At 67.1% G+C, this 22255-nt stretch carries 20 protein-coding genes, 2 tRNA genes, 1 other RNA gene and 2 pseudogenes; 15 read left to right on the top strand and 10 right to left on the bottom strand.

The window, feature by feature from the left end:
• Positions 1–141 precede the first annotated feature (141 nt).
• The 7 genes and pseudogenes from ppc to BN3906_RS09875 all read right to left on the bottom strand — a co-directional run bounded on the left by ppc (position 142) and on the right by BN3906_RS09875 (position 9270).
• Positions 142–2892 carry a phosphoenolpyruvate carboxylase gene (gene ppc, locus BN3906_RS09845; protein ID WP_174217156.1) on the bottom strand — a complete coding sequence of 917 codons (2751 nt, stop codon included), beginning with the start codon at positions 2890–2892 and terminating at the stop codon, positions 142–144.
• Positions 2893–3219: 327 nt separating this feature from the next.
• Entirely contained in the window at positions 3220–4008 is a 789-nt protein-coding gene (gene tpiA / locus BN3906_RS09850; protein ID WP_066587790.1) for a triose-phosphate isomerase, read from the bottom strand.
• Positions 4005–5231 (bottom strand): phosphoglycerate kinase, encoded by a 1227-nt coding sequence (locus BN3906_RS09855; RefSeq protein WP_066587793.1) that lies wholly within the window; start codon positions 5229–5231, stop codon positions 4005–4007. The genes tpiA and BN3906_RS09855 overlap by 4 nt, the downstream gene beginning before the upstream one ends.
• A gap of 174 nt (positions 5232–5405) precedes the next feature.
• The gene (gene gap, locus BN3906_RS09860) at positions 5406–6413 is read right to left on the bottom strand and encodes a type I glyceraldehyde-3-phosphate dehydrogenase (RefSeq protein WP_066589741.1); all 1008 of its coding nucleotides are present in this window, start codon (positions 6411–6413) and stop codon (positions 5406–5408) included.
• Between the two features lie 165 nt (positions 6414–6578).
• Positions 6579–7626: pseudogene (whiA, locus tag BN3906_RS09865) on the bottom strand (DNA-binding protein WhiA).
• Positions 7616–8710, bottom strand: a complete 1095-nt coding sequence (locus BN3906_RS09870; RefSeq protein ID WP_436834821.1) for a gluconeogenesis factor YvcK family protein — start codon at positions 8708–8710, stop codon at positions 7616–7618. The pseudogene whiA and the gene BN3906_RS09870 overlap by 11 nt, the downstream one beginning before the upstream one ends.
• Positions 8711–8745: 35 nt before the next feature.
• Positions 8746–9270, bottom strand: coding sequence for a RapZ C-terminal domain-containing protein (locus tag BN3906_RS09875; protein ID WP_261796952.1), 525 nt, complete (start codon positions 9268–9270; stop codon positions 8746–8748).
• 39 nt (positions 9271–9309) lie between these two features.
• Between BN3906_RS09875 and prfB the strand changes: the two are divergent.
• The 7 genes and pseudogenes from prfB to BN3906_RS09905 form a co-directional block, all read left to right on the top strand.
• Positions 9310–9450, top strand: a pseudogene (gene prfB, locus BN3906_RS14165) (peptide chain release factor 2); the annotation flags it as partial.
• A gap of 108 nt (positions 9451–9558) precedes the next feature.
• Positions 9559–10248, top strand: a complete 690-nt coding sequence (gene ftsE / locus BN3906_RS09880; RefSeq protein ID WP_066587821.1) for a cell division ATP-binding protein FtsE — start codon at positions 9559–9561, stop codon at positions 10246–10248.
• Between the two features lie 30 nt (positions 10249–10278).
• Complete coding sequence (gene ftsX, locus BN3906_RS09885; RefSeq protein WP_066587823.1) at positions 10279–11181, top strand: permease-like cell division protein FtsX; 903 nt, start codon at positions 10279–10281, stop codon at positions 11179–11181.
• A gap of 27 nt (positions 11182–11208) precedes the next feature.
• Positions 11209–11760, top strand: a complete 552-nt coding sequence (gene smpB / locus BN3906_RS09890) for an SsrA-binding protein SmpB (RefSeq protein ID WP_066587826.1) — start codon at positions 11209–11211, stop codon at positions 11758–11760.
• Positions 11761–11951: 191 nt separating this feature from the next.
• Positions 11952–12325, top strand: a transfer-messenger RNA (tmRNA) gene (ssrA, locus tag BN3906_RS09895).
• Between the two features lie 296 nt (positions 12326–12621).
• Positions 12622–13152, top strand: coding sequence for an excalibur calcium-binding domain-containing protein (locus tag BN3906_RS09900; RefSeq protein ID WP_174217119.1), 531 nt, complete (start codon positions 12622–12624; stop codon positions 13150–13152).
• A 235-nt stretch (positions 13153–13387) separates the two neighbouring features.
• Positions 13388–13696, top strand: a complete 309-nt coding sequence (locus BN3906_RS09905; protein WP_066587832.1) for a hypothetical protein — start codon at positions 13388–13390, stop codon at positions 13694–13696.
• 140 nt (positions 13697–13836) lie between these two features.
• Here the strand turns inward: BN3906_RS09905 and BN3906_RS09910 are convergent, their stop codons facing one another.
• Positions 13837–15558, bottom strand: a complete 1722-nt coding sequence (locus tag BN3906_RS09910) for an AMP-binding protein (protein WP_066589745.1) — start codon at positions 15556–15558, stop codon at positions 13837–13839.
• Between the two features lie 257 nt (positions 15559–15815).
• On the opposite strand from BN3906_RS09910, the gene BN3906_RS09915 reads away from it, so the two are divergent.
• Together BN3906_RS09915 and BN3906_RS09920 are read left to right on the top strand one after the other, a co-directional pair.
• Positions 15816–16553 carry a DsbA family protein gene (locus BN3906_RS09915; RefSeq protein WP_066587835.1) on the top strand — a complete coding sequence of 246 codons (738 nt, stop codon included), beginning with the start codon at positions 15816–15818 and terminating at the stop codon, positions 16551–16553.
• 322 nt (positions 16554–16875) lie between these two features.
• Complete coding sequence (locus BN3906_RS09920) at positions 16876–17508, top strand: PepSY domain-containing protein (protein WP_187119928.1); 633 nt, start codon at positions 16876–16878, stop codon at positions 17506–17508.
• 91 nt (positions 17509–17599) lie between these two features.
• Here the strand turns inward: BN3906_RS09920 and BN3906_RS09925 are convergent.
• Together BN3906_RS09925 and BN3906_RS14540 are read right to left on the bottom strand one after the other, a co-directional pair.
• A tRNA-Ala gene (locus tag BN3906_RS09925) sits at positions 17600–17675 on the bottom strand.
• Positions 17676–17794: 119 nt separating this feature from the next.
• Positions 17795–17870 (bottom strand) — tRNA-Ala (locus BN3906_RS14540).
• Positions 17871–18144: 274 nt separating this feature from the next.
• Between BN3906_RS14540 and BN3906_RS09930 the strand changes: the two genes are divergently transcribed.
• The 6 genes from BN3906_RS09930 to nrdI all read left to right on the top strand — a co-directional run bounded on the left by BN3906_RS09930 (position 18145) and on the right by nrdI (position 22246).
• Positions 18145–18570 carry a hypothetical protein gene (locus BN3906_RS09930; protein WP_066587839.1) on the top strand — a complete coding sequence of 142 codons (426 nt, stop codon included), beginning with the start codon at positions 18145–18147 and terminating at the stop codon, positions 18568–18570.
• A 111-nt stretch (positions 18571–18681) separates the two neighbouring features.
• Complete coding sequence (locus tag BN3906_RS09935; RefSeq protein WP_066587843.1) at positions 18682–19329, top strand: vitamin K epoxide reductase family protein; 648 nt, start codon at positions 18682–18684, stop codon at positions 19327–19329.
• Between the two features lie 134 nt (positions 19330–19463).
• Positions 19464–19586: a type B 50S ribosomal protein L36 gene (gene ykgO, locus BN3906_RS09940; RefSeq protein WP_005288826.1), complete on the top strand. Its 123-nt coding sequence runs from the start codon at positions 19464–19466 to the stop codon at positions 19584–19586.
• A gap of 407 nt (positions 19587–19993) precedes the next feature.
• A complete protein-coding gene (gene nrdH / locus BN3906_RS09945; RefSeq protein WP_066587846.1) occupies positions 19994–20224 on the top strand; it encodes a glutaredoxin-like protein NrdH in 231 nt (76 codons plus the stop codon).
• A gap of 199 nt (positions 20225–20423) precedes the next feature.
• Positions 20424–21794 carry an MFS transporter gene (locus BN3906_RS09950; RefSeq protein ID WP_066587848.1) on the top strand — a complete coding sequence of 457 codons (1371 nt, stop codon included), beginning with the start codon at positions 20424–20426 and terminating at the stop codon, positions 21792–21794.
• 2 nt (positions 21795–21796) lie between these two features.
• A complete protein-coding gene (gene nrdI, locus BN3906_RS09955) occupies positions 21797–22246 on the top strand; it encodes a class Ib ribonucleoside-diphosphate reductase assembly flavoprotein NrdI (RefSeq protein ID WP_066587850.1) in 450 nt (149 codons plus the stop codon).
• Positions 22247–22255 lie beyond the last annotated feature (9 nt).

Below are 22255 nucleotides of genomic sequence, written 5' to 3' on the forward strand. Positions count from 1 at the left end.
GGTCACGGTGGACGGCCACGACCCGGGGGCCGTGGACAACTCCACGTATTCTAGCACCAGGGACCGCGGGTGCAGTCCTCCCGCTGCCGGGGTGTCCGCCGCCGGGCTGTCCCCGGGACCTGCTGTCAGACGTGCCGGAGTCTACCCGGAGTTCCGCAGCCCGGTGGCGAGCCCGTTCATCGTCAACCGGATACCGTCGAGAACGTCCTCCGACCTGTCCCCTGCCCGGTACCGGCGCAACAGTTCGACCTGCAGGAGGTTCAACGGGATGAGGTAAGGGAACCGGTTGCGCATCGACACCGCCAGCCCGGGGTTGTCGTCGAGGAGGCTTTCGGTACCCGTGACTCTGACGTACATGTCCAGGGTCAGCCGGAATTCGTCGACGATCGCGGTGTAGATCCGTCGGGCACTGTCCGGGTCGGCGACCAGCCCGGCGTAGAGCCGGGCCACAGACAGGTCCGCTTTGGCCATCACCTGGGCCATGTTGGACATCACGGAGCGGAAGAACGGCCAGTCCCGGTGGAGTTCACGCAGGTAGCTGAGACGTTCGGCGTCACCCTCCGTCCAGTCCCTCAGTGCCGATCCCACCCCGTACCACCCCGGGAGCATGACCCTCGACTGTGACCATGACAGGACCCAGGGGATGGCACGCAGATCGGCGATGCTGCTGGTCTGCTTCCGCGAGCTGGGACGGGAACCGATGTTGAGGTTCCCGATCTCGGCCAACGGTGTCGACGAGGTGAAGTAGGAGATGAATCCCGGGTCGTCGTGCATGAGTGCCGAATAGGTCTCCCGGGAGCTCGCGGCCAGCGCCCGCATCGTCGCGTAGGCGCGGTCGGGGTCGCGGATCCGGTCGACCGGCAGCAGGCTCGCCTCCAGGGTCGCCGAGACCAGGGCCTCCAGGTTCCTCCGTGCCACCGAGGGGACCCCGTACTTCGCGGAGATGATCTCCCCCTGCTCGGTGATCCTCACACTGCCCTGGACTGCACCTTCCGGCTGGGCGAGGATAGCCTCGTGGCTGGGCCCGCCGCCACGACCTACAGTTCCGCCTCTCCCGTGGAAGAGGCGCAGGCCCAGTCCGGCCTCCCGGGAGGCTGCGACGAGGGCGAGCTCGGCGTCATAGAGTGCCCAGTTCGCGGCGAGGTATCCGCCGTCCTTGTTGGAGTCGGAGTAGCCGAGCATGACCTCCTGAACTCCGTCGCGGTGGGTGACGACGTAGTCACGGTAGAAGTCCAGCTGCCACAGGGCGGTCATCACGGACGCCCCGGCGTCAAGGTCGTCGATGGTCTCGAACAGGGGGATCACGTCGACTGCCCCGCTGAGGACGCCGTCGTCGACCCTGACCAGCCCGACCTCCTTGAGCAGGAGGAACGGTTCGAGGATGTCCGAGACGGAGGACGCCATGGAGATGATGCAGTGCGGGACCACCTCGGGGCCGAACTTGGTGGCGGCGGAGGCCGCGGCCCGGAATATCCCCAGTTCCCTCGCGGTGACCTCGCTCCACTGTGCCGAGGGGTCGGACAGCGGGCGCGGGGTGTGCAGTTCCTTGGTCAGCAGTGTGACCTTGTCCTGTTCACCCAGTGCCGCGTAGTTGTCGGTCACTCCTGCCCGTGCCAGCATCTCGGTGAGGACCGCTTCGAAGCTCTCGGAGTTCTGGCGGAGGTCCAGTGCGCTGAGCCGGAAACCGAAGGTGCGCAGTCCGCTGATCACTGTCGCGAGTCTGTGGTCGGCGATGATTCCGTCGTTCGAGGCGCGGAGGGAGCGGTCGACAACTCCAAGGTCGGTGAGGGCGTCCGCGACTGCCGCATAGGGGCGGTGACCGTCGGCCAGTCGTGGCGGTACGGCGTCCTCCCCCAGTGCTGTCGTGGCCGTGGCTGCGAGCCTGCCGCGGATGCCGTGCACCGCCCTGCGGTAGGGTTCGTCGGCCCGGGAGGGGACGTCGTCGTTGCCACGGTCGGCGAGTTCCGTGAGCTCGGGGAGGACGTCGGTGAGCCGGGTGGACAGGCTCAGTTCATGCTCCAGTTTCCCGAGTTCGTCGAGGTACCAGGTGAACACTGTCTGGGCGGCCCTGTCCGTGGCGTACCGGACGGTGTCTCCGGTGACGTAGGGGTTGCCGTCGTGGTCGCCCCCGATCCAGGATCCGGGCCGCAGTACCGGGGTGTCCGGCACCCCGGGACCGTAGATTTCCCGGAGTGTCCCGCTGATCTTCAGGTTGAGCAGCGGTATCTCCCGGAGGAGGCTGATGGTGTAGTAGCGCAGTCCGACGTTGATCTCGTCTTCGATCCGGGGACGGGCCGAGCGGATCAGGGCGGTCTGCCAGAGGATGGTGACGCGGCGGCGGATGTCACGGTCGATGTCGGTGAGGATCACGTCACTGCTGGCGGTGCGTCCGGCTGCGATGATCCTGCCCCGCTCCCGCATGAGGCGGGTGATGTCGGCCTGCACGTCGAAGACGGTGCGGCGGCGGGTCTCGGTGGGGTGGGCGGTGAGGACGGGGGCGACGTAGGCGTGCTCCATGACCTCGGTGACCCGGTCTGCGGTGACCCCGCTGTCGGAAAGGGTGCGCCAGGTCGCGGCCAGCGTTGCTGCGGGGGGTGGGTCACCACGTTCGGCGAGGTGGTCGCGGACCCGCTCCTCGTGGAGGTCCTCTGCGAGGTTGGCGAGCAGCGCGAAATGGCTGAATGCCCTGATGACCGGCAGTGCGCGGTCTGCGGGGATGTCGCGGAGCCTGTCCGCCAGGTCGCTGACGGGGGTGCTGCCCTGACGGATGGAGAAGGACGCCCTGCGCGCCGACTCCACCAGGTCGAAGACCGCCTCCCCCTCCTGTTCCCGGATGACGTCACCGAGGATCGCCCCGAGGTAGCGGATGTCCTGCCGTACACCGGGGACGATCTCCGGGGTGTCCACGTCCGGGGGGACGACCGGGACGGCTGTGCCGGGGACGGTCTGCCGGGCCGGGGTGTCCCGTCCGGCGTTGTGACCGTCACTGTTCCCGGCGTTGTCGTCAGTTGCGGACGGTGTCGTGGAGTCCATGACAGCCATTGTGCCGTCTGACGGCCGGCCCCGCAGAACGGACGGGACCCGGGTCAGGTGGCCGGTGGCAGGACCGTGGCTGTCAGGCCCCGCGGTGGGTCACCGCTGTCAGGCCCCGCGGTGGGTCACCGCTGTCGGGCCCCGCGGTGGGTCACCGCTGTCGGGCCCCGCGGTGGGTCACCACTGTCAGGCTTTGGCCGCTGCGGCGCACAGGCGGGCGAACTCCTCACCGTCGAGGCTCGCGCCGCCGACGAGGGCTCCGTCGACGTCCGGCTGGCTGATGATCTCGGCGACGGTCCCGGTTTTCACGGAACCCCCGTAGAGGATCCGCACCGTCGATGCGACCGACTCCCCACCCAGTTCGGCGAGGACCCCACGCACGGCGTGGCAGACCTCCTGGGCGTCCCCTGAGGAAGCCACTCTGCCCGTACCGATGGCCCACACCGGCTCATAGGCGATCACGAGGTCGCCCAGACGGGACTCCGGCACCCCGGCGAGGGAGGCCCTGGTCTGCTCCGAGACGAAGGCGACATGCTCGCCCGCCTCCCTGGTCTCGAGGGACTCTCCGACGCAGACGACCGGTGACAGCCCGGCACCCAGGGCTGCGACGGCCTTGGCTGAGACGGTGGCGTCATCTTCGGAGTGGTATCTCCGACGTTCGGAATGGCCGACGATGACCCAGCTGCAGCCCAGTTTCGCCAGCATCGACGCGGACACCTCTCCGGTGTAGGCGCCGGACCCGTGGGCGGAGACGTCCTGGGCACCGTAGGTCAGCGGAATCCTGTCCCCGTCGACGAGAGTCTGCACACTGCGGATGTCGGTGAAAGGAGGCATGACTGCGACGTCGACATGGTCGTAGTAGTCGCGGGGCAGGGCGAAGTCCAGCTTCTGGACCAGCTGGAGAGCCTCCAGGTGGTTGAGGTTCATCTTCCAGTTGCCGGCGATGAACGGGGTGCGCTTACCGGTGGTGGTCATGAGCGCTGCTCCTGGTTCTCGAGGACGGCGATACCGGGCAGTTCCTTACCTTCGAGGAACTCCAACGAGGCCCCGCCGCCGGTGGAGATGTGACTGAAACCGTCTTCGTCGAGGCCGAGTGTGCGCACTGCTGCGGCGGAGTCACCTCCACCGACGACGGAGAACGCCCCGTCGGAGGTGGCCCCGATGATGGCGCGGGCGACCCCGCGGGTTCCCTCGGCGAAAGCCGGGAACTCGAAGACACCCATCGGGCCGTTCCAGAACACGGTCCGCGCCCCGTCCAGGATCTCGCCGAAGGCTCTGACGGAGGCAGGTCCGATGTCGAGTCCGGACTGGTCGTCCGGGATAGCGTCCACGGCGACGGTGGTGGCGGGGGCGTCGGCGGAGAACTCCGGCGCCACGACGACGTCCGAGGGCAGGACGATGACGGAACCGAAACGTTCCAGAAGGTCCCGACAGGTGTCGACCATGTCCTCCTGCAGCAGGGAAGTGCCCACGCTGTACCCGCGGGCGGCGAGGAAGGTGAAGCACATTCCTCCGCCGATGACCAGATGGTCGACCTTCGGGGCGAGAGCCTCGATGACGGCCAGCTTGTCGGAGACCTTTGAACCGCCGAGGACGACCACGTAGGGCCGGTCCGGGGATCCGCTGACCCGGCGCAGGACCGAGAGTTCGGACTCCACGAGCCCGCCGGCGTAGTGCGGCAGCAGGGTGGCGACATCGTAGACGGACGCCTGCCTGCGGTGCACGACCCCGAAACCGTCGGAGACGAAGGCACCGTCGTCGGCGGTGAGGGCGGCCAGTTCTCTGGCGAAGGACAGTCGCTCGGCGTCGTCCCGGGACGTCTCGCGAGGATCGAAACGGACGTTCTCCAGCAGCAGGATGTCGCCGTCGTCGAGGCCGTTGGCCCGCTCGTGGGCGTCCTCACCGGTCACATCGGACGCCAGCGGAACCCAACGGTCCAGCCTCTCCGACAGGGCCTCGGCCACGGGGGCGAGGGAGAACGCCGGGTCGACCCTGCCTCCCGGCCTGCCCAGGTGGGCTGCGACGATGACGCGTGCACCGGCGTCGGACAGGCGGCGCAGCGTGGGCACCGAGGCGTCGATCCGGCCCGGGTCGGTGATCTCCCCGTCCTTCAACGGGACATTCAGGTCGGCGCGGACGAGGACGTGGCGCCCCTCGACCCCGTCGGCGATCAGGTCGTCGATGGTTTTCACGGTCATGTAGTGGTCTCCTGGATCTGTGCGGACTGACGGGAAAAGTGTAGCCGCCGGGGGTGGCAGGTTATCGGAGGGCAGGACGGACGACCCCACCCGTCACCGTTCACCGGTGCGGTGGTGGGGTCGGTGGTGAAGTCGCTGTCAGGACACGGGGGTGGTGCAACTCCGGGAGGGACGTCAGAGACGTTCCCCGACGTACGCGGTGAGGTCCACGAGACGGTTGGAGTAGCCCCACTCGTTGTCGTACCAGGACACGACCTTGACCTGGTTGTCGATGACCTTCGTCAGTGCGGAGTCGAAGATCGAGGAGTGCGGGTCTCCGACGATGTCGGTGGAGACCAGGGGCTCGTCGTAGGAATAGGACAGAATCCCCTTCAGCCCCCCTTCGGCCGCTTCCCTCAGGGCGGCGTTGACCGCGTCCACGCTCACCGGCTTCTCTGCGTCGAAGGTGAGGTCGGTGACGGACCCCGTGGGGACGGGGACGCGCAGGGCGTAACCGTCGAGCCTGCCCTTGAGCTGCGGAAGTACCAGGGAGACGGCCTTGGCGGCGCCGGTGGAGGTCGGGACGACGTTGAGTGCTGCGGCGCGGGCACGGCGCAGGTCCTTGTGCGGGGCGTCGTGGAGGCGCTGGTCACCGGTGTAGGCGTGGACGGTGGTCATCAGACCGCGGACGATGCCGAAGTTCTCGTCGAGGACCTTGGCCAGCGGCGCCAGGCAGTTGGTGGTGCAGGAGGCGTTGGAGATGATGTCCTGGGTGGCGGGGTCGTAATCGGTGTGGTTCACCCCGACGACGAAAGTGCCGTCCTCGTTCTTCGCGGGAGCGGAGATGATGACCTTTTTCGCGCCGGCGTCCAGGTGCGCCCGGGCGGCGTTCGCGTCAGTGAAGAAGCCGGTGGACTCGACGACGATGTCCACCCCCAGGTCACCCCAGCTGAGGTTCTTCGGGTCGCGCTCGGCACTGACGATGATGCGGTGGCCGTCGACGGTGATCGACTCGTCGTCATAGGTGACCTCTTTCCCGAGGCGTCCCATGATCGAGTCGTACTTCAGCAGGTTGGCGAGCGTCCTGTTGTCGGTGAGGTCGTTGAAGGCGACGATCTCGAGATCGGCGTCACTGTCCTGGAGGGCACGGAAGAAGCTGCGGCCGATGCGACCGAAGCCGTTGATGCCTACTCGTACTGTCACGGTGGTCTCCTGGGTAAGGGGGAACGGTTCCGGTTCCGACACTACCCACGTGAACCCGGGTGTGCAGGAAGTGTGCGGAACCGTTCACCGTCTGTTCCGGGCAGAGCTGCCTGACCTGCCCACCACCGGTGCACGGGGCAACCGGTCAGCCAGTCGTCGAGTAACTCAGGGGACCGTGTCAGCCCCACCGTGGTCGACGGCGGCGGTGGTGTCCGGGACGCCGAGTTCGCGGGCACGACGGTCCGCCATGGTCAGCAGGCGCCGGATTCTCCCGGCCACGGCGTCCTTCGTCATCGGCGGTACCGCCAGGTGACCCAGCTCTTCCAGGGATGCCTCCCGGTGCGTGACCCGCAGCACGCCAGCCTGGTGGAGATGCTCGGGGACATCGTCACCGAGAAGCTCCAGCGCCCTGCCCACCCGGGCGGCGGCCGTGGCGGCGGCCCTGGCTGAACGTCGGAGGTTCGCGTCGTCGAAGTTGGCCAGTCGTGTCGAACCTGACCGGCTCTCCCGGTGACGGCACTGTTCCTCCCACCTCCTGCGTCCACGGACCGCACCCATCTGTCCGAGGAGCTCCGCGGTGCCCTCACTGTCACGGACGACCACCCGGTTGACCCCACGAACCTCACGGGTACGGGCGGTCACACCGATCCGGCGGGCCGCGCCGACGAGCGCCAGTGCCGACTCGTGCGCCGACGAGCGCCAGTGCCGACTCGTTGCTCGGGGTCGCCACGCTCAGCGCCGCGGGACGCCCCGGGTCCCCGACCGAACCGTGGGCGAGGAATGCACCCCTCCACGCCGCGGCGCACTGTGCGGCACTGCCGCCGATGATGAACGGCGGCAGTCCCCGCACCGGGTGACCGCCACGGTCGATCAGACCGGTGCGTCGGGCCAGTTCGGTGCCGCCCCGCGACCACCGCAGGTGGTACCAGGATGAGTCGGGGACAGTGGGGCGTGCGGGGGCAGCTCCCGTGCGGGAGTCCCGCCCGGCGGGCGGCAGGCACCCGTCGTCCACGGGAAGTGAGAACAGTTCCTCCACGGCGTCGACGAGCCGGCGGGACGTACCCGCCCCCTCGACCTCAGCTTCGACGACGATCTCCCCGTCGACGAGGTGCATCGACCCGGTGTAGCGCAGTAACGCACTGACTTCGGCGGTGAGTACGTCCGGACTGGTCACCGTGACACCGAGAAGCTCCTGACGGACGTCAGCGGTCAAGGTCCACGGTGGCACCCGCTTCTCCCTTCACTGTCACTGTTCCGCTCCCTGTGCCTGCTTCCGTTCCGCCTCCGGACGCGCGCCGGCCACCGGTGCAGTCGAACTCCCTGAGAACGTCGGCGAGCTTTGACGGGGAATGCCGGTCGGTGAAACGGCCACGGCCGTCATCCTCCCGGACGTCCCGGTAGATCACGGTCGCACCGAGTCGTGCGGCCGCCCGCTCCAGGTGGCGACGTTCCCGGGCCGACTGCACGGAACTCCTGTCGACGACGACGACGTCGATCCGCAGTTCCGGGCAGTGCTGCAGAAGCATGTGGATGTGGCGCTCCATCGAGAATCCGTTGGTCTCGCTGGACTCGGCGACCAGGTTCATGATCACGACCCGGACAGCGTCGGTGCGCAGCAGTGCATCGACGATACCCGGGATGAGCAGGTGCGGGATGACCGAGGAGAACCATGATCCGGGGCCCAGGGTGACGAGGTCGGCGTCCAGGATGGCCTGCACCGCCTCGGGGGTCGCCGGGGCGTCCTGAGGGATGAGACGGACACGCCGCACCTGGCCGAGGGTGGACGCCACCGCCACCTGGCCACGGACGGCCGTGACCTCACGGGGATCGTCACCGAGCCCCTGGACCTCTGCCTCGAGGTCCAGCGGTTCCAGGGACATGGGCAGCACCCGGCCACGGACGCCGAGCAGATCGGACAGCTCGTCGAGGGCGGCGACACTGTCCCCCATCACCTCGGTGAGTCCGCCGAGGATGAGGTTTCCCACCGCGTGACCGGCGAGTGCCCCGTGCCCGCCGAAGCGGTGCTGCAGGGTACGTTCCCACATTCTGCCGCGGGGCGTGTCCCGCACCAGGGCGGCCAGGGCCATCCTCAGGTCACCGGGTGGCAGGGAGCCCAGTTCGCGGCGCATCCGTCCGGACGAACCGCCGTCGTCGGCGACGGTCACCACGGCTGTGACATTATCCGCCGCACCCCGGGCCGCCCTGAGCGTGGCGAACAGCCCGTGGCCCCCGCCGAGACAGACGACACGGTTGACTGTGCGTTCACCGGCGGACGCCGCGATGTCCTCCGAGGGCAGTCCGGGATCGGTGGTGTCAGGAATTCCTGTGACGGTCACTTCCGGTCACCTCCGGCCTCCGGGAACCTGTCCTCGTATTTCACGAGATCGCGGTGCACTGTCCTGACCTCGAGATCCTCGTCACCTGACAGCCGTGCGGCGAGTGCCTCCGCGACGGCCGGACTGCGGTGCTGGCCGCCGGTGCACCCGACTCCCACGGTGATGAACCTCTTGCCTTCCCTCCGGTAGCCGGGCAGGGCGGTCTCCACCACGCGCTGGACCGCGTCAAGGTAGTCCCTGGCCTCCGGCCGGTCCAGTACGTAGTCGGCTACTGCGGCCTCCAGTCCGCTGTGTTCCCTGAGCTCCGGCTCCCAGTAGGGGTTCGGCAGGAACCGTGCGTCGAACATCAGGTCCAGGTCCCGGGGGGCACCGTTCTTGAAGCCGAACGACTGCACGGTCACGTGCTCGCGGCGGTCGGACAGAGCGGTGAAATAGTCCTCCAGTTGCCGGCGCAAGTCATGGACGCTGGTGCCGGTGGTGTCGATCACGATGTCCGCGCGTTGCCTGATGCCCTCGAGCATCTCCCGTTCGCGGTTGATGCCTGCCTGGAGAGTCTCCCCGTCCTGCACCCGTACCAGATGGTCAAGGACCTGCGGACGAACTACGAGGTCAACGACCCGTCGAAGGTGCTGGACGGGGACATCGACGGGTTCCTGGAGGCCGGGATCCGCTGGCGGATGGCGGAGCAGCAGGGACAGTAGGCGACCGTCGGCGGTTCGCGCAGGTACCGCAGGCGACACCGGAGTAACATGCGTAACACCTGCAACATCTGTTTCATCAGTCACAGGTGACCAGGTAGAGTTGCCCACGTGATCACATTCGAGAAGGTCAGTAAGGCGTACCGCGGGTCCGGCCGCCCCGCGCTGAAGGATGTCTCGGTCAACATCGACAAAGGGGAGTTCGTCTTCCTCATCGGCCCCTCCGGCTCAGGAAAGTCGACGTTCCTGCAGCTGATGATCCGGGAGGAGGACGCCGACTCCGGCGAAATCCACGTCGCGGACTTCCACGTCAACGCGCTCAGGCCGCGTGAGATTCCGAAGCTGCGTCAACGCATCGGTTATGTCTTCCAGGACTTCCGTCTGCTGCCGAAGAAGAACGTCTTCGACAATGTCGCCTTCGCCATGCAGGTCATCGGCAAGGACAGGGACACCACCGCGGACGCGGTGGGACGGGCCCTGGACCTGGTCGGACTGGCGGGCAAGGAGAACCGGCGTCCCCACGAACTCTCCGGCGGCGAACAGCAGCGGGTCGCCATCGCTCGCGCCGTGGTCAACCGCCCACTGGTCCTCCTGGCCGACGAGCCCACCGGCAACCTCGACCCGGACACCTCCGGGGAGATCATGGCACTGCTCAACAGGATCAACCGGAACGGGACGACCGTGGTCATGTCCACCCACGACAACACCGCCGTCGACTCGATGCGTCGCCGGGTCCTCGAGCTCTCCAAGGGAGAGCTCGTCAGGGATGACGCACACGGTGTGTACGGCGTCGGCAGGTAGCGGACAGGCAGAGGAACAGAGGGAGAGACAGTGAAACCGGGTTTCATACTCCGCGAGGCCTTCGACGGCTTCCGGCGCAACGTCACCATCACGGTGGCCATGGTCATCACCACCGCAATCTCCCTGGCCCTCGTGGCCACGGGAGTACTGCTGACCAACATGACATCGGAGACCAAGGACATCTACCTGGACCGGATCGAGGTCATGGTCCAGTTCGACGACGCCGTGTCCGTGGCCGACCAGGACTGTTCCGGCCCCGAGTGCTCCGCGGTCCGCGGAGCACTCGAGGACAACAGTGAAGTCGAGTCTGTGACCTACCGGAACAAGGCACAGAGCTACGAGAGATTTGTCGAACTGTTCCAGGAGTCGGACCCGCAGCTTGTCGCACAGACCAGCCCGGACGCCTTCCCCGCGGCACTGCACGTGCGCCTGGTCGACCCGCTCGACACCTCCGCCATCGACGAGGTCCGGGACTTGCCCGGCGTGGCGACCGTCGTCGACCAGGGGGACGATCTCCGGGGAGCGACCCGCAACCTCGACGCGATCCGTAACGCCAGCTTCATCCTCGCGGTCGTCCAGGGTGTGGCGGCTGTCCTGCTGATCATGAACATGGTGCAGATGGCGGCGTTCCAGCGCCGCACGGAGGTCAGCATCATGCGCATGGTGGGTGCGACGAGGTGGTACACCCAGGCCCCGTTCGTCATCGAGGCGGTGTTCGCCGCCCTGCTGGGATCGGTCCTTGCGGTGGCCGGCATGTTCGCGGGCAAGGCGATGATCCTCGACAAGGCGCTGCGTTCGCTCTATGACTCGCACCTCATCGCGAGGATCACGACCTCGGACATCTGGACCATCGCCCCGCTGGTGGTGGTCGCCGGTGTGGTCGTCGCCGCGGTCACCGCCCAGGTGACACTGCGGTGGTACGTGAAAAAGTGACCGTGACCGGGTAAGGTTGCCCGGGTTATGGCGAAGAAGAGTACGCCGGTGGACTCCGGCAGGACCGCGGGGAAGAAGAACGCCGCGAAGGGGACACCCGGGCGCAGGGGTGGTGCCCCCCTGGTCGTCGCCACCAACCGCAAGGCCCGGCACAACTACAGGATCCTGGAGACCTATGAGGCCGGGATCGCGCTCGTGGGGACCGAGGTGAAGTCGCTGCGTGAGGGGAAGGCGTCTCTGGTGGACGCCTTCGCCACCGTCGACGACGGTGAGATCTGGCTGCGTGGCCTCCATATTCCGGAGTACACCCACGGAACCTGGACCAACCATGCTCCGCGGCGAACCCGGAAGCTGCTCATGCACCGCGGCGAGATCGACTCGGTCATGGGTAAGGTCCGCGACGGAAAGAACACCCTCGTCCCGTTGCAGATCTACTTTTCCGGGGGGCGGGCGAAGGTGGAGCTGGCCCTGGCCACCGGCAAACAGGACTACGACAAGCGCCAGGACATCAAGCGGCGCACCGAGGAGCGCGAGGTGACCCGGGAACTGGGACGCCGCGTGAAGGGCATCAACGCCTGAACCGTGCGGGCCGGTCCAACCGCTGCTGTCCCACCCCTCTCTCGTCCTCCCTCGTCCTCCGCCCCTGCTGCACCACTCGCTGGCGGGGAATTGAACGGACAGCCTGCGGGTTGTAGTCTGTAGATCCTGCCGTTGACCGAGCTTTCCTGCGGCAGGGGATGCGGGTGATCCGGTTTTCCGGGGATCCACGAGGGGTCGATCAGGTTTCGACTCCGTGCATTGAGCCAGGGGAAGCGTGCCGGTGCAGGCTGGAGACCACCGTGAGCGTCGCAGCACATGATTAAGCGCCGAGAACACTCAGCGCGACTACGCTCTCGCTGCCTAATTCAGCGAGGCGTGTCTGTCGGCCCGGGGCATGTTCCCCCTCCGGTCACCGGCATCGTTCCGGGAACTCACCTGACGGTCCCGCCATCCGGACTGTCAGGGACATCTCAGGGTGGCTGGGCTCATCGTCCGGACAGGTCTGCGTGATCCGGAGAGCCGAGCAGGGATAGAGCGGACTGCGCACGGAGAAGCCCTGGCGAGGTCGCGGAGGACCCGGGTTCAATTCCCGGCGGCTCCACCGGTACTCCCGGTCACCAACCAGGTGACCGGGAGTTTTCCTGTCTGAGGTGGCGGAGTCCTCGCTGCCGAGTTTTCCGCCGCGACGTCAACTACGGCAGAGCACGCTGGTCGGCCACGGGGTTGCCACGGATGTGACAGAGAGAATCGCCAGGGTGCGGTGGCCGGGCCCGTCGTCCCTCTGCAGAAGCTGAAGTAACTCCAGCCCCGGTCTACCCCTTCGATTGAGTTGAACTGTGGTACAGCCTACCTTTCTCCCAGTGACCGAACATGGTCACCTTCACGAGGAGAAGACCCACCATGAACCGAAAACCAGCAGTTGCGACAGTCGCCGTCATGCTGTCACTGTCCCTCACCGCCTGTGGCTCGGGCGACAGTGAGGACGCACCGACCACGGTCACCTCGACCAGTCATACGGTGACCACGACCACCAGCACCACGTCGACCACGGCCCCGTCGAGCAGCACACTGCCGCAGCCCACCGCGGAAGAGCCGGCCGCCGCGGTGATCGTTCCAGGTGACGACGATGGCGCGCACGTGAATCTGGACGCTCCGCGGAGCGCCCCTGAGCCGGCTCCGGCAGCGGGGCAGGCTCCCCAGGTACCTGCGCAGGTTGAGGAGGCACCTGCTCCTGCACCCGCACCTGTGCCTGCTCCCGCGCCGGCCCCGGCCGAGGAGGTTCCCGTCCAGGAAGCTGAGGCACCGGGTGCGGCCTACTACCCGGACTGTGCTGCTGTCCGTGCCGCCGGAGCCGCACCGATCCATGCCGGTCAGAACGGATACTCCACCGACCTTGACCGGGACGGCGACGGAGTTGCCTGCGAGTCATAAGGCGAAGCCGCCCGGCCACCAGAGTTCTTCCGGGACGGTACCGGGACAGCGCCGGACAGTGACTGCGGCCCCGTGGCCGCGGCCCCGGAGATCCGGAGGTCATCCCGGTTCGTGTGCAGAGAGTCCTGACGGGCGTGTGCAGCACCGCAGGATTTGGCGGTGAGTTGACCCTGAGAATACGATGAGCCGGCACCGTCCGGCGCACCACCCACCACCCAGAAAGACCGCACCGCACATGTTTGTCACCGTCATCACTGGCGTCGTCTGTCTGTCCATCGGTTTTGTCGCCGGAGCAGCTGCGGTGGTGGGTTCCGTCCAGAAGGCGCCGTCATCGGAGTCCGTCCAGGGTGGTGCGTCGGGAGCCCCCGAATCCCTCGAATCCCTCGAACCGTCAGCCGGCCACCGGCACTCCTGGAGTATGTGGGAGCTGGAGGACGCGCCTCGTCCCGGGGAATCCGGTGAGGGGCGTGCCGGTGGGGAATGGGTGCAGTCACGGCGGTGCTCCGGGTGCGGGTACGTGCAGCGGGAGATCCGGTCCCTGTAGTGGGGCGCGTCAGCGGGGCTGAGCCGTAACCAGAAGGTCGGATACAGGGGTGGCAGTTCTGTCCGGAGGGGACACGGGTGGGAACAGGGAATGTGAAACCCCGCCGAAGGTCGTCGCCGGAAAGCCGCAGAGAGTGTCTGTCAGCGCGTCGCTGTCTGACCCGACGTTCGGCGGCGCAGGGCGTCCTTCCGCACTTTTCCTGTGGAGGTTCGGGGCAGTTCCGGGAGGATTCGGTAGTCCCGCGGGATCTTGTACCCTGCGATGAGTTTCCTGCAGTGGCTGATCAGCGACGACGTGAGCCGCGCGGACCAGCCGTCGTGGCCGGCGGCGTCGGCTGTCTCCCGGTCGAGGACGATGAACGCACGGAGCCGTTCTCCCCAGGTGTCGTCGGGCACACCGACCACCGCGACGTCGGCGACCGCGGGATGGGTTGACACCGCCTGCTCCACCTCGATCGTGGAGATGTTCTCTCCTCCGGAGATGACGATGTCCTTCGACCGGTCGAGGATCTGGATGTAGCCGTCGGGGTGCCTGACCGCCAGATCACCCGTGTGCATCCAGCCGTCGGTGAAGGCCGCCGCGGTCGCTTCCGGGTCGTGGAGGTAACCCTTCATCACTCCGTTGCCGGCGAGGACGATCTCCCCGACGGTCCGGCCGTCCCGCGGTACGTCGGTCAGCGGGGTTTCCGCCGGGGAACCCTCAGCGGAACCCTGAGGGACGGGGTACACGACCCGGGCGTCGGCACTGGTGATCATGGGGACGCCCTGGCGCGCCTTGAGCCTGGCGCGCTCGGAGGCCGGAAGCTCGGCCCATTCCGGGCGGAACTCGCAGACGGTGTAGGGGCCGTAACTCTCGGTGAGTCCGTAGACCTGGGTGACGGTGATGCCGAGGTTCTCACAGGCCTCGATCACGGCGGGCCCCGGAGGGGCACCTGCGGTGACGGCCGAGACATCGCGGACGCGGTGGGCCGCAGGGTCTGTCACGACGGTGGTGAGGACAGTCGGTGCCCCGCACAGGGCGGTGACATGCTCGGTGTCGATGAGTCTCCAGATCTCTGCGCCGCGCACGGCCCGCAGGGCCACCTGCGTGGCGGCGACGGCTGTCGCGGCCCACCCGGTGCACCAGCCGGAGCAGTGGAACATCGGCAGGGTCCACAGGTAGACAGTGTCCCTGGTGAAGTTCTGGGTGGTGACCTGACCGAGGGCGTTGAGGTAGGCGCCCCTGTGCGTGTACACCACGCCTTTCGGGCGCCCGGTGGTGCCGGAGGTGTAGTTGACGGCGACGGGGGACTCTTCGTCGTCGACGGCGAAAGGGAAGGTGGAGTCGTCGTCGGGATCACCGGGGTGCAGGACGCCTCCGGCCGTGAAGTCGTCGACGGTGACCACGGTGGAGGTGCCGCCGACTGGACCGGATTCACGGAAGCCCGTCTGCGGCACGGTCCCGTCGGACCCGGGCACCAGAACGAAGAGTTCCACCGTGCCGGACCCGTCGAGGACGGGGCGGCAGGCTTCCACGAGGTCGCTGTCGCCGAACAGGACCCGGATCCCGGCGTGGTCACAGATGTAGCTGACCTCGGCCGGGGCGAGGCGTGTGTTGACCGCCACCAGGACGCCGCCCGCCAGGGGGACGGCGAACTGGGCCAGGAGTGCCTCGTAGGAGTTGCGGGCCAGCACACCCACGCGGTCACCGGGGCGCAGTCCCCGGCGTCGGAGCGCGCGTGCGGTGGTCAGGGCGTCCTCCCGCATGGCGGAGAAGGTGATGCGACGGGGGCCGTCGATGCACGCGGTCCTGCACGGGTACACGTCAGCTGCGCGTTCGAGGAACCGTAGGGGTGTCAGCGCTGTCCGGGCGGGACTGGTCACAACCTTGTTCTCCTTCCCTGAATCCCGACCCAGCGTCGGTCCGTCAACGTTGTACATCCTTTCGTGACACCCGGACAAAGCCGCGGGAGCGTCGGGGGTGTCCCCGGCCGGGAGACGTCGACGGTCGAGTTCACGCCCCGGCTGACGGTTTCCTGTCAACAGGGGGTCGGGGGAGCGGAGGATGTGGTGGTTGACATGTCCACGGGGCTAGTGTGGACGCCGGTACTACAGCACACACGGACAGAGAGCAGGATCAGGTGAGCCAGAAGATCAAGGCCCCGAACCAGAAGAGCAGTGGATTCCTCTGGGGACTCGTGGCGATCGTCGTCATCGCAGTTGTCGTGATCGCCGTCGTGGTGATCCAGGGAAGGGACAGTAAGGACGTGAAGTCCGGTCTCGCGGCAGCTGACGTGAACTTCAACGTCAGTGTCGAGGACGGCGACATCCTGGTCCGCGGCGAATCCGTCCCCGCGGACGCCCCGGCCGTGGACCTCTACGAGGACTACAGCTGCCACTACTGTGCGGACCTCGTCGAGGCCGACCACGTCAGCCTCAAGGACGCCCTGGACAACAGCAAGCTGTCGCTGCGGCTCAACGACGTCAACTTCCTCGCCGGTGGGGCAGACGGGCACTCCACGCTGGGAGGCATCGTCGCCTACGCCATCGCCGAGACGGGGAACGCGGGAGCGTTCTGGGCCTACCATGACTGGGCCTACCTCAACCGGACCGAGATCACCGGCTACAGCCTGGACGATTTCGCTGACTCTGCCGAGAAGCTCGGTGTCGACGCCGCCACTGTCTCCGCGATCCGTGACGGTTCCGCGCGTGACAAGTACCAGCCGATGCTCGAGTCCAACTACCAGGAGCTCATCAGCAAGGAAGGCGACCAGGCAGGTACGCCGGCCCTGTACGTCAACGGGACGAAGTTCGACATCAAGAAGAACCCCGATGACCCGACGAAGATGGCCGACTGGGTCCCCGACGTCGTGAAATAGGGTGACGCCGACCACCTGACCGTCAGGTCCCGGTGACAGGACCGGCTGGTGGTGGTCACCACAGTCCGGCGACGGCGCGGTTCCTCCTCCGGGGGGTGCCGCGCCGTCTGCGCATGCGGGCAGTGTGCCGGGGGCTGTGTACCCTGAGAAGGGAAACAACGTTCACCCCTCTTCTCAGACGGAGTACCACATGCGCACCGCCCGACCTGTCCGATCCACCCGATCCGCCCGATCCACAAGCACGGCAAAGGCAGCAGCCGCACGGACAGCCGGGCGCACGGCCGGACGTGCTGCCAGGCGTGCGGCACTGGCCACAGCGGCCGTGGGCCTCGGATTCGCCGCCGCAGGCTGCGGAAGCGACAGTTCCTCCGACGCCCAGACGACCGTCACCGTCACCGAGAAGGTCACGACCGACGCTGCTGCGCAGAGCCCGTCAACCGGCTCTTCATCGCCGGCGTCCGCCGCGGCGTCAGACGTCCCGCAGGGGGCCTCTGTGGACGCGGTGGACGCTACCGCCGCCATGGACGCAGCCCTGAAGCACCGGCCCGGTACCTGGGTCGTCGACGTCGACAGGGACGACGACGGTGACGACCTCGATGACCGTGACGACAGGGACGACAGGGACGACAGGGACGACAGCCGTTCATGGGAGGTGACCGTCGTGGACGCCGACGGACGCGGCACCAAGATCTTCGTCGACCGCAGCAGCGGGGAGATCACCTCCGAAAGGGAGGTACGCCTGGACTCCCTGAGACAGCAGGCGCCGTCCGTGACCGCCGCAGACGCCGCGGCAGCGGCCGTGGCGTCCCGGCCCGGGGAACTGGAGTCCCTGGAACTCGACAGTGACGACGGACGTGTGGTGTGGGAGGCCAGGATCGGGGACGGACCGGGGGAGTGGGAACTGTGGATCGACCCGGAGACCGGGGAGATCCTCAGGACTGAACACGACGACTGACCCGGGGCCCGGGAACAGGGCGCCGCAGGCAGAAATGACTGACGGGGGCGGTCCGCATCATCAGATGCGGGCCGCCCCCGTCATTCGAAGGTGGTGGAGCTAAGGGGACTCGAACCCCTGACCCCCACACTGCCAGTGTGGTGCGCTACCAGCTGCGCCATAGCCCCGTACGCTGCATGCCACCGGTGTTCCGGAGGTGTGTTGCGAACGAGGGATAAGGTACAACACTGCAGTGACTACCACCAAATGCGCAGGTGGTGGACGCCGAGAGGGGTGGAGTTTCTCGTGGTGGAGCTGAGGGGACTTGAACCCCTGACCCCCACACCGCCGGCGTGGGGCGCTGCCGCCTGCGCCGTAGTCCCGGATACCGCGTCCGCCCCGTACGGGTGTGGCACGGATGTCATACGGTCGGAATGGAAATCTGTCCGGGTACCGGACAGACCGGGAAACGTGCTGGTCGAGGTGAGAGCTGCTGTGGAGTGGAGTCTCCGGTAACGGAGGATGGACGCCCGGTGACTAGTTGACGTGTCGCCCAACCGGGATTGCGATGGTAGAACGGCACCCGTCCGGGAACGTATCCGGACGTTCCGGGTGACACCCGGAGCTCTCCCCGACGTCCACGAAAGGACACCCCCCATGAGCAGGAACCACAGCGCCGCAGCCCGCCGTTCGGGACGCGCCGTCTCTCTCCTCGGATACACGTTCATCGCCGTCGGAGCCGTCGGCTACGCGAAGGTCCGGCAGGAGCTCGTCGCCGAGAACATCATCGTCCACAAGGATGTGACATCACTGGCAGGAAAGAAGGTCGCCGATCCGGTGACCGCCTACGCCCAGGCCGCCATCGTGAACAAGCACGCTCTGGCGATGACGGGAGGGAAGCCCTTCGCGGACCTGCCCATGGACGCCCCCGAGCGGGAGACCGCGCTCATGGCGGCGAACGTCCGTTCCTCACTGCTCACCTCGGTCGTGTCCTTCGGCCTGGCCGGTCTCGCCGCAGGTGCGGGTGTCGTCGCCGTGGCAGCCGGCCGGGGTATCCGCTCTCTCGCCGCTGACGAGAAGTAACAGGGGTCACATGCAGGTGGGCTCTCAGCGGAGGTTACCGGGGGTGGCAGGTGCTTTTGACCCCCTCCGGCACTGTCCACGGACACCCGGCTTCTGCAAGGATCGGAGACTATGAGTCACGTGACGACAGACGGGTCGGCGGCGCAGGTGCCGTCGACGAGGCAAGAAGGGTCCACCGGTTTCTGGGGCGGGTCGCGGTTGTACGCACTTTCCCTGGTGGTCTTCGGAGCGGTCGGGCTGTTCATGTCCGGTCTGATCATGTACGACAAGATCGAGATCATGCAGAACCCGGACTTCGTTCCGGCGTGCACGATCAATGACGTCATCTCCTGTACCGATGTGATGCAGTCGCACCAGGCGGCCGCCTTCGGTATCCCGAACCCCTTCATCGGGCTGTTCGGTTTCGGGGTGGTGCTCACCATCGGTATGGCACTGCTGGCGGGGGCGAAGTTCCGGGCCTGGTTCTGGTACGGGTTCCTGGCGGGACTGGTGTTCGCCGTCCTGTTCGTCCACTGGCTGGCCTATCAGGCCGTCTACGAGATCCAGGCCCTCTGCCCCTACTGCATGGTCGTCTGGGCGGTCGTCCTCCCGTTGTTCGTGACGACCCTGCTGCACATCGTGTGGGAGCGTCAGCGTGACGGTGAAGGGATCCTCGGCCCGGACCGGTACTCCTTCTCCGGTGGTCGGGTGATGCCGGCTCTGGTGCTGATTGTCTGGTATGCGGCATTTGTTGTGCTGATCCTCACCCATTTCATGTGAGTTTGGTTCCGGGAGAGTTCTCGGTCTAGAGTGTTCCGATGTGCCATGACCCGGTTTCTCCGGGTCTGTCTGTTTCACATCAAGCCGCGGTCGTCATCAGGCGTCGAGGCCCATGACGAGGAAAGGAGCGCCCGATGAAGGTCCGCAAGTCCCTTCGGTCGCTGAAGAACAAGCCGGGCGCCCAGGTCGTTCGTCGCCACGGCAAGGTCTACGTGATCAACAAGAAGGATCCGCGTTTCAAGGCCCGCCAGGGCTGATCGCCGGTTCTTCGACCGTAGCGCGCCCCCGTTTCCCCACCCCGCCGGTGGGGGAGCGGGGGCGTCGTCATGTCGTGTAGTCCTCTTCTTCTGCTGTCTCGGCGACGGAACCGACGTGGATGAAATTACAACGGTGTAGCCGGCCCCAACATGTAGTGCCCGACCCCTGTGACCACCTGCGTCTTTGACTCAATCAACCACTACATATTGTGTTCATGCGATGTAATTACCCCTACATCTCGTGTCCTGGGAGGTTGTGTCCGGACGCCGGGCTGTGTATCGTCGACGTCATCGCATCGCCGGGAGGTACTCCTCCCCTGGGATGCACTGACCCTCACCCGCCCCGCCGTCCGCAAGGCCGGCGCTGCGCAGTCGCCCAGCAGTCTCAACCTCAAGGAGCCGTCACGATGATCACCGTCTACACGAAGCCCAGCTGCGTCCAGTGCACCGCCACCCGTCGCGCCCTTGACCGTGCCGGCCTCGACTACGAGCTCGTCGACATCACCCTCGACGAGGAGGCCCGTGACTACGTGATGGCCCTCGGTCACCTCCAGGCACCTGTCGTCGTCGCCGGCGCCGAGCACTGGTCGGGCTTCCGCCCGGAGCGCATCAAGGCGATGGCCGCACAGGCCGCCTGATGTCCCGGAGCACCGGGAACTGACGGACGCGGGGGAGCGGATCGCCGCACCACGGCGTCCGCCCCCCTTCCCGTACCCCGGCCCCACCCCTGCCCGGCCCGCCGTCGAGTTCACTGACCTGCCCGTGACCCTCCTCCGGGCCCGGCCGGGAAATCCGTACGGCGACCGGCACCTCCGGTAACCAGTGAGAGGTCCCTCAATGCCGGCCCCCGGTCCACTCCGCTCCCTGCTCGCCGACACCACCCCGCTGCAGCACCCGCATTTCCGCCGCCTCTGGACAGCCAACATCGTCACGGTGATCGGAGCCCAGCTCAACATCATCGTGGTGCCCGCCCAGATCTACGCGATCACGGGAAGCTCCGCGTACGTCGGCCTCGCAGGAGCTTTCGGACTGGTGCCGCTGGTGGTCTTCGGTCTCTACGGCGGTGCACTGTCCGACCACATGGACCGGACGAAACTCCTGCGGATCACCACCACCGGCATGATCCTCACCGCAGTCGCCTTCTGGGCCCAGGCGGCCTCCGGTCTCGACAATGTCTGGCTCCTGCTGACAGTCTTCGCCGTTCAACAGGCGTTCTTCGCGGTCAACCAGCCGAACCGAACCGCAGTCATCGCCCGGATCGTCCCTGTCGGGAGCATCGGTGCAGCAACATCCCTGAACATGACCGTCACCCAGGCAGGAGCCGTCATCGGCCCCGTCATCGGCGGTCTGCTCATACCGGTCACGGGATTCGCCTGGCTCTACCTCATCGACGCGGTGTGCCTCCTGTCCACTCTCTGGGCGGTACTGAAGCTGCCCGCCCTGCCCCCGTCGACAGCGTCGTTGACGGCGACGTCAGCAGCGTCGCCGGCGGCGTCGGGGGCGTCCGCGGACTCCGTCCCGGGAACCGTGAGAGCCGGCCGCCCCGGGTTCCGCTCCGTGATCGAGGGATTCGTCTACCTGGCTGCCATGCCACTGCTTCTCATGAGCTTCCTGCTGGACATCATCGCGATGACCTTCGGGATGCCCCGGGCACTGATACCGGAGATCTCCGCGGTCAACTTCGGTGAGCAGGGGGAGGGCGGGCTTTTCTACGCACTGCTCTACGCCGCCATGCCCGCCGGAGCAGTGTTGGGCGGAGTGTTCTCCGGGGCAGTCACCCGGGCCCGGCGTCAGGGACTGGGCATTGTCATCTCGGTGCTCTGCTGGGGAGCGGCCGTGACCGTGATGGGACTCGCCGTCACGGCCGCCGACGGCCGGGCCGGGGTGTGGGCCTGGGTGGCCGTGATCTCCTTCCTGCTGGGAGGAGTCGCCGACATGTTCTCCACCGTGCAGCGCAACGCCATGCTGCAGGAGTCCGCCGACGACAGAATGCGGGGACGCCTTCAGGGCGTCTTCCTCGTCGTCGTCGCCGGCGGACCCCGCCTGGCCGACATCCTGCACGGATGGGCCGGCGCCCGCATCGGCGCCGGGCCCGCGACGGCGGCGGGTGGCGTCCTCGTCATCCTCGGAGTTGTCGCAGCGGTCGCCGCAGTCCCGTCCTTCCTCCGCTACATTCCTGCCCGCTTCACCGTCACAGAACGGAGTTGACAGTGCTTCTCGTGTATTTTTCCTCCACAACCTGCAATACCCTACGGTTCGTGCACAAGGTGGGCCTGCCCGCCGTGCGGATCCCGCTGCACCGTAACGAGGAACCCCTCGTTGTGGAGACCCCCTACGTCCTGGTCTGTCCGACCTACGGCGGGGGAGCGTCCATCACAGGCGACCTCTCCCGGCCCGTGCCGAAGCAGGTGATCAGATTCCTCAACGACGTGCGCAACCGCGCGCTGATCCGCGGGGTGATCGCCTCCGGGAACCTGAACTTCGGACGGGACTTCGGGCGGGCGGGGGACGTGATCTCCGCGAAGTGCGGGGTACCGTACCTCTACCGCTTCGAGCTGATGGGTACGGACGAGGACGTGGTCCGGGTGAGAGAAGGCCTGGAGGAGTTCGAGGCAGCATCGCAGGCGGACGGCACATGGGAGGCTGCCGTGACCGGATGACCAGTACAC

Source organism: Corynebacterium provencense (assembly GCA_900049755.1).
GTDB lineage: Bacteria > Actinomycetota > Actinomycetes > Mycobacteriales > Mycobacteriaceae > Corynebacterium > Corynebacterium neomassiliense.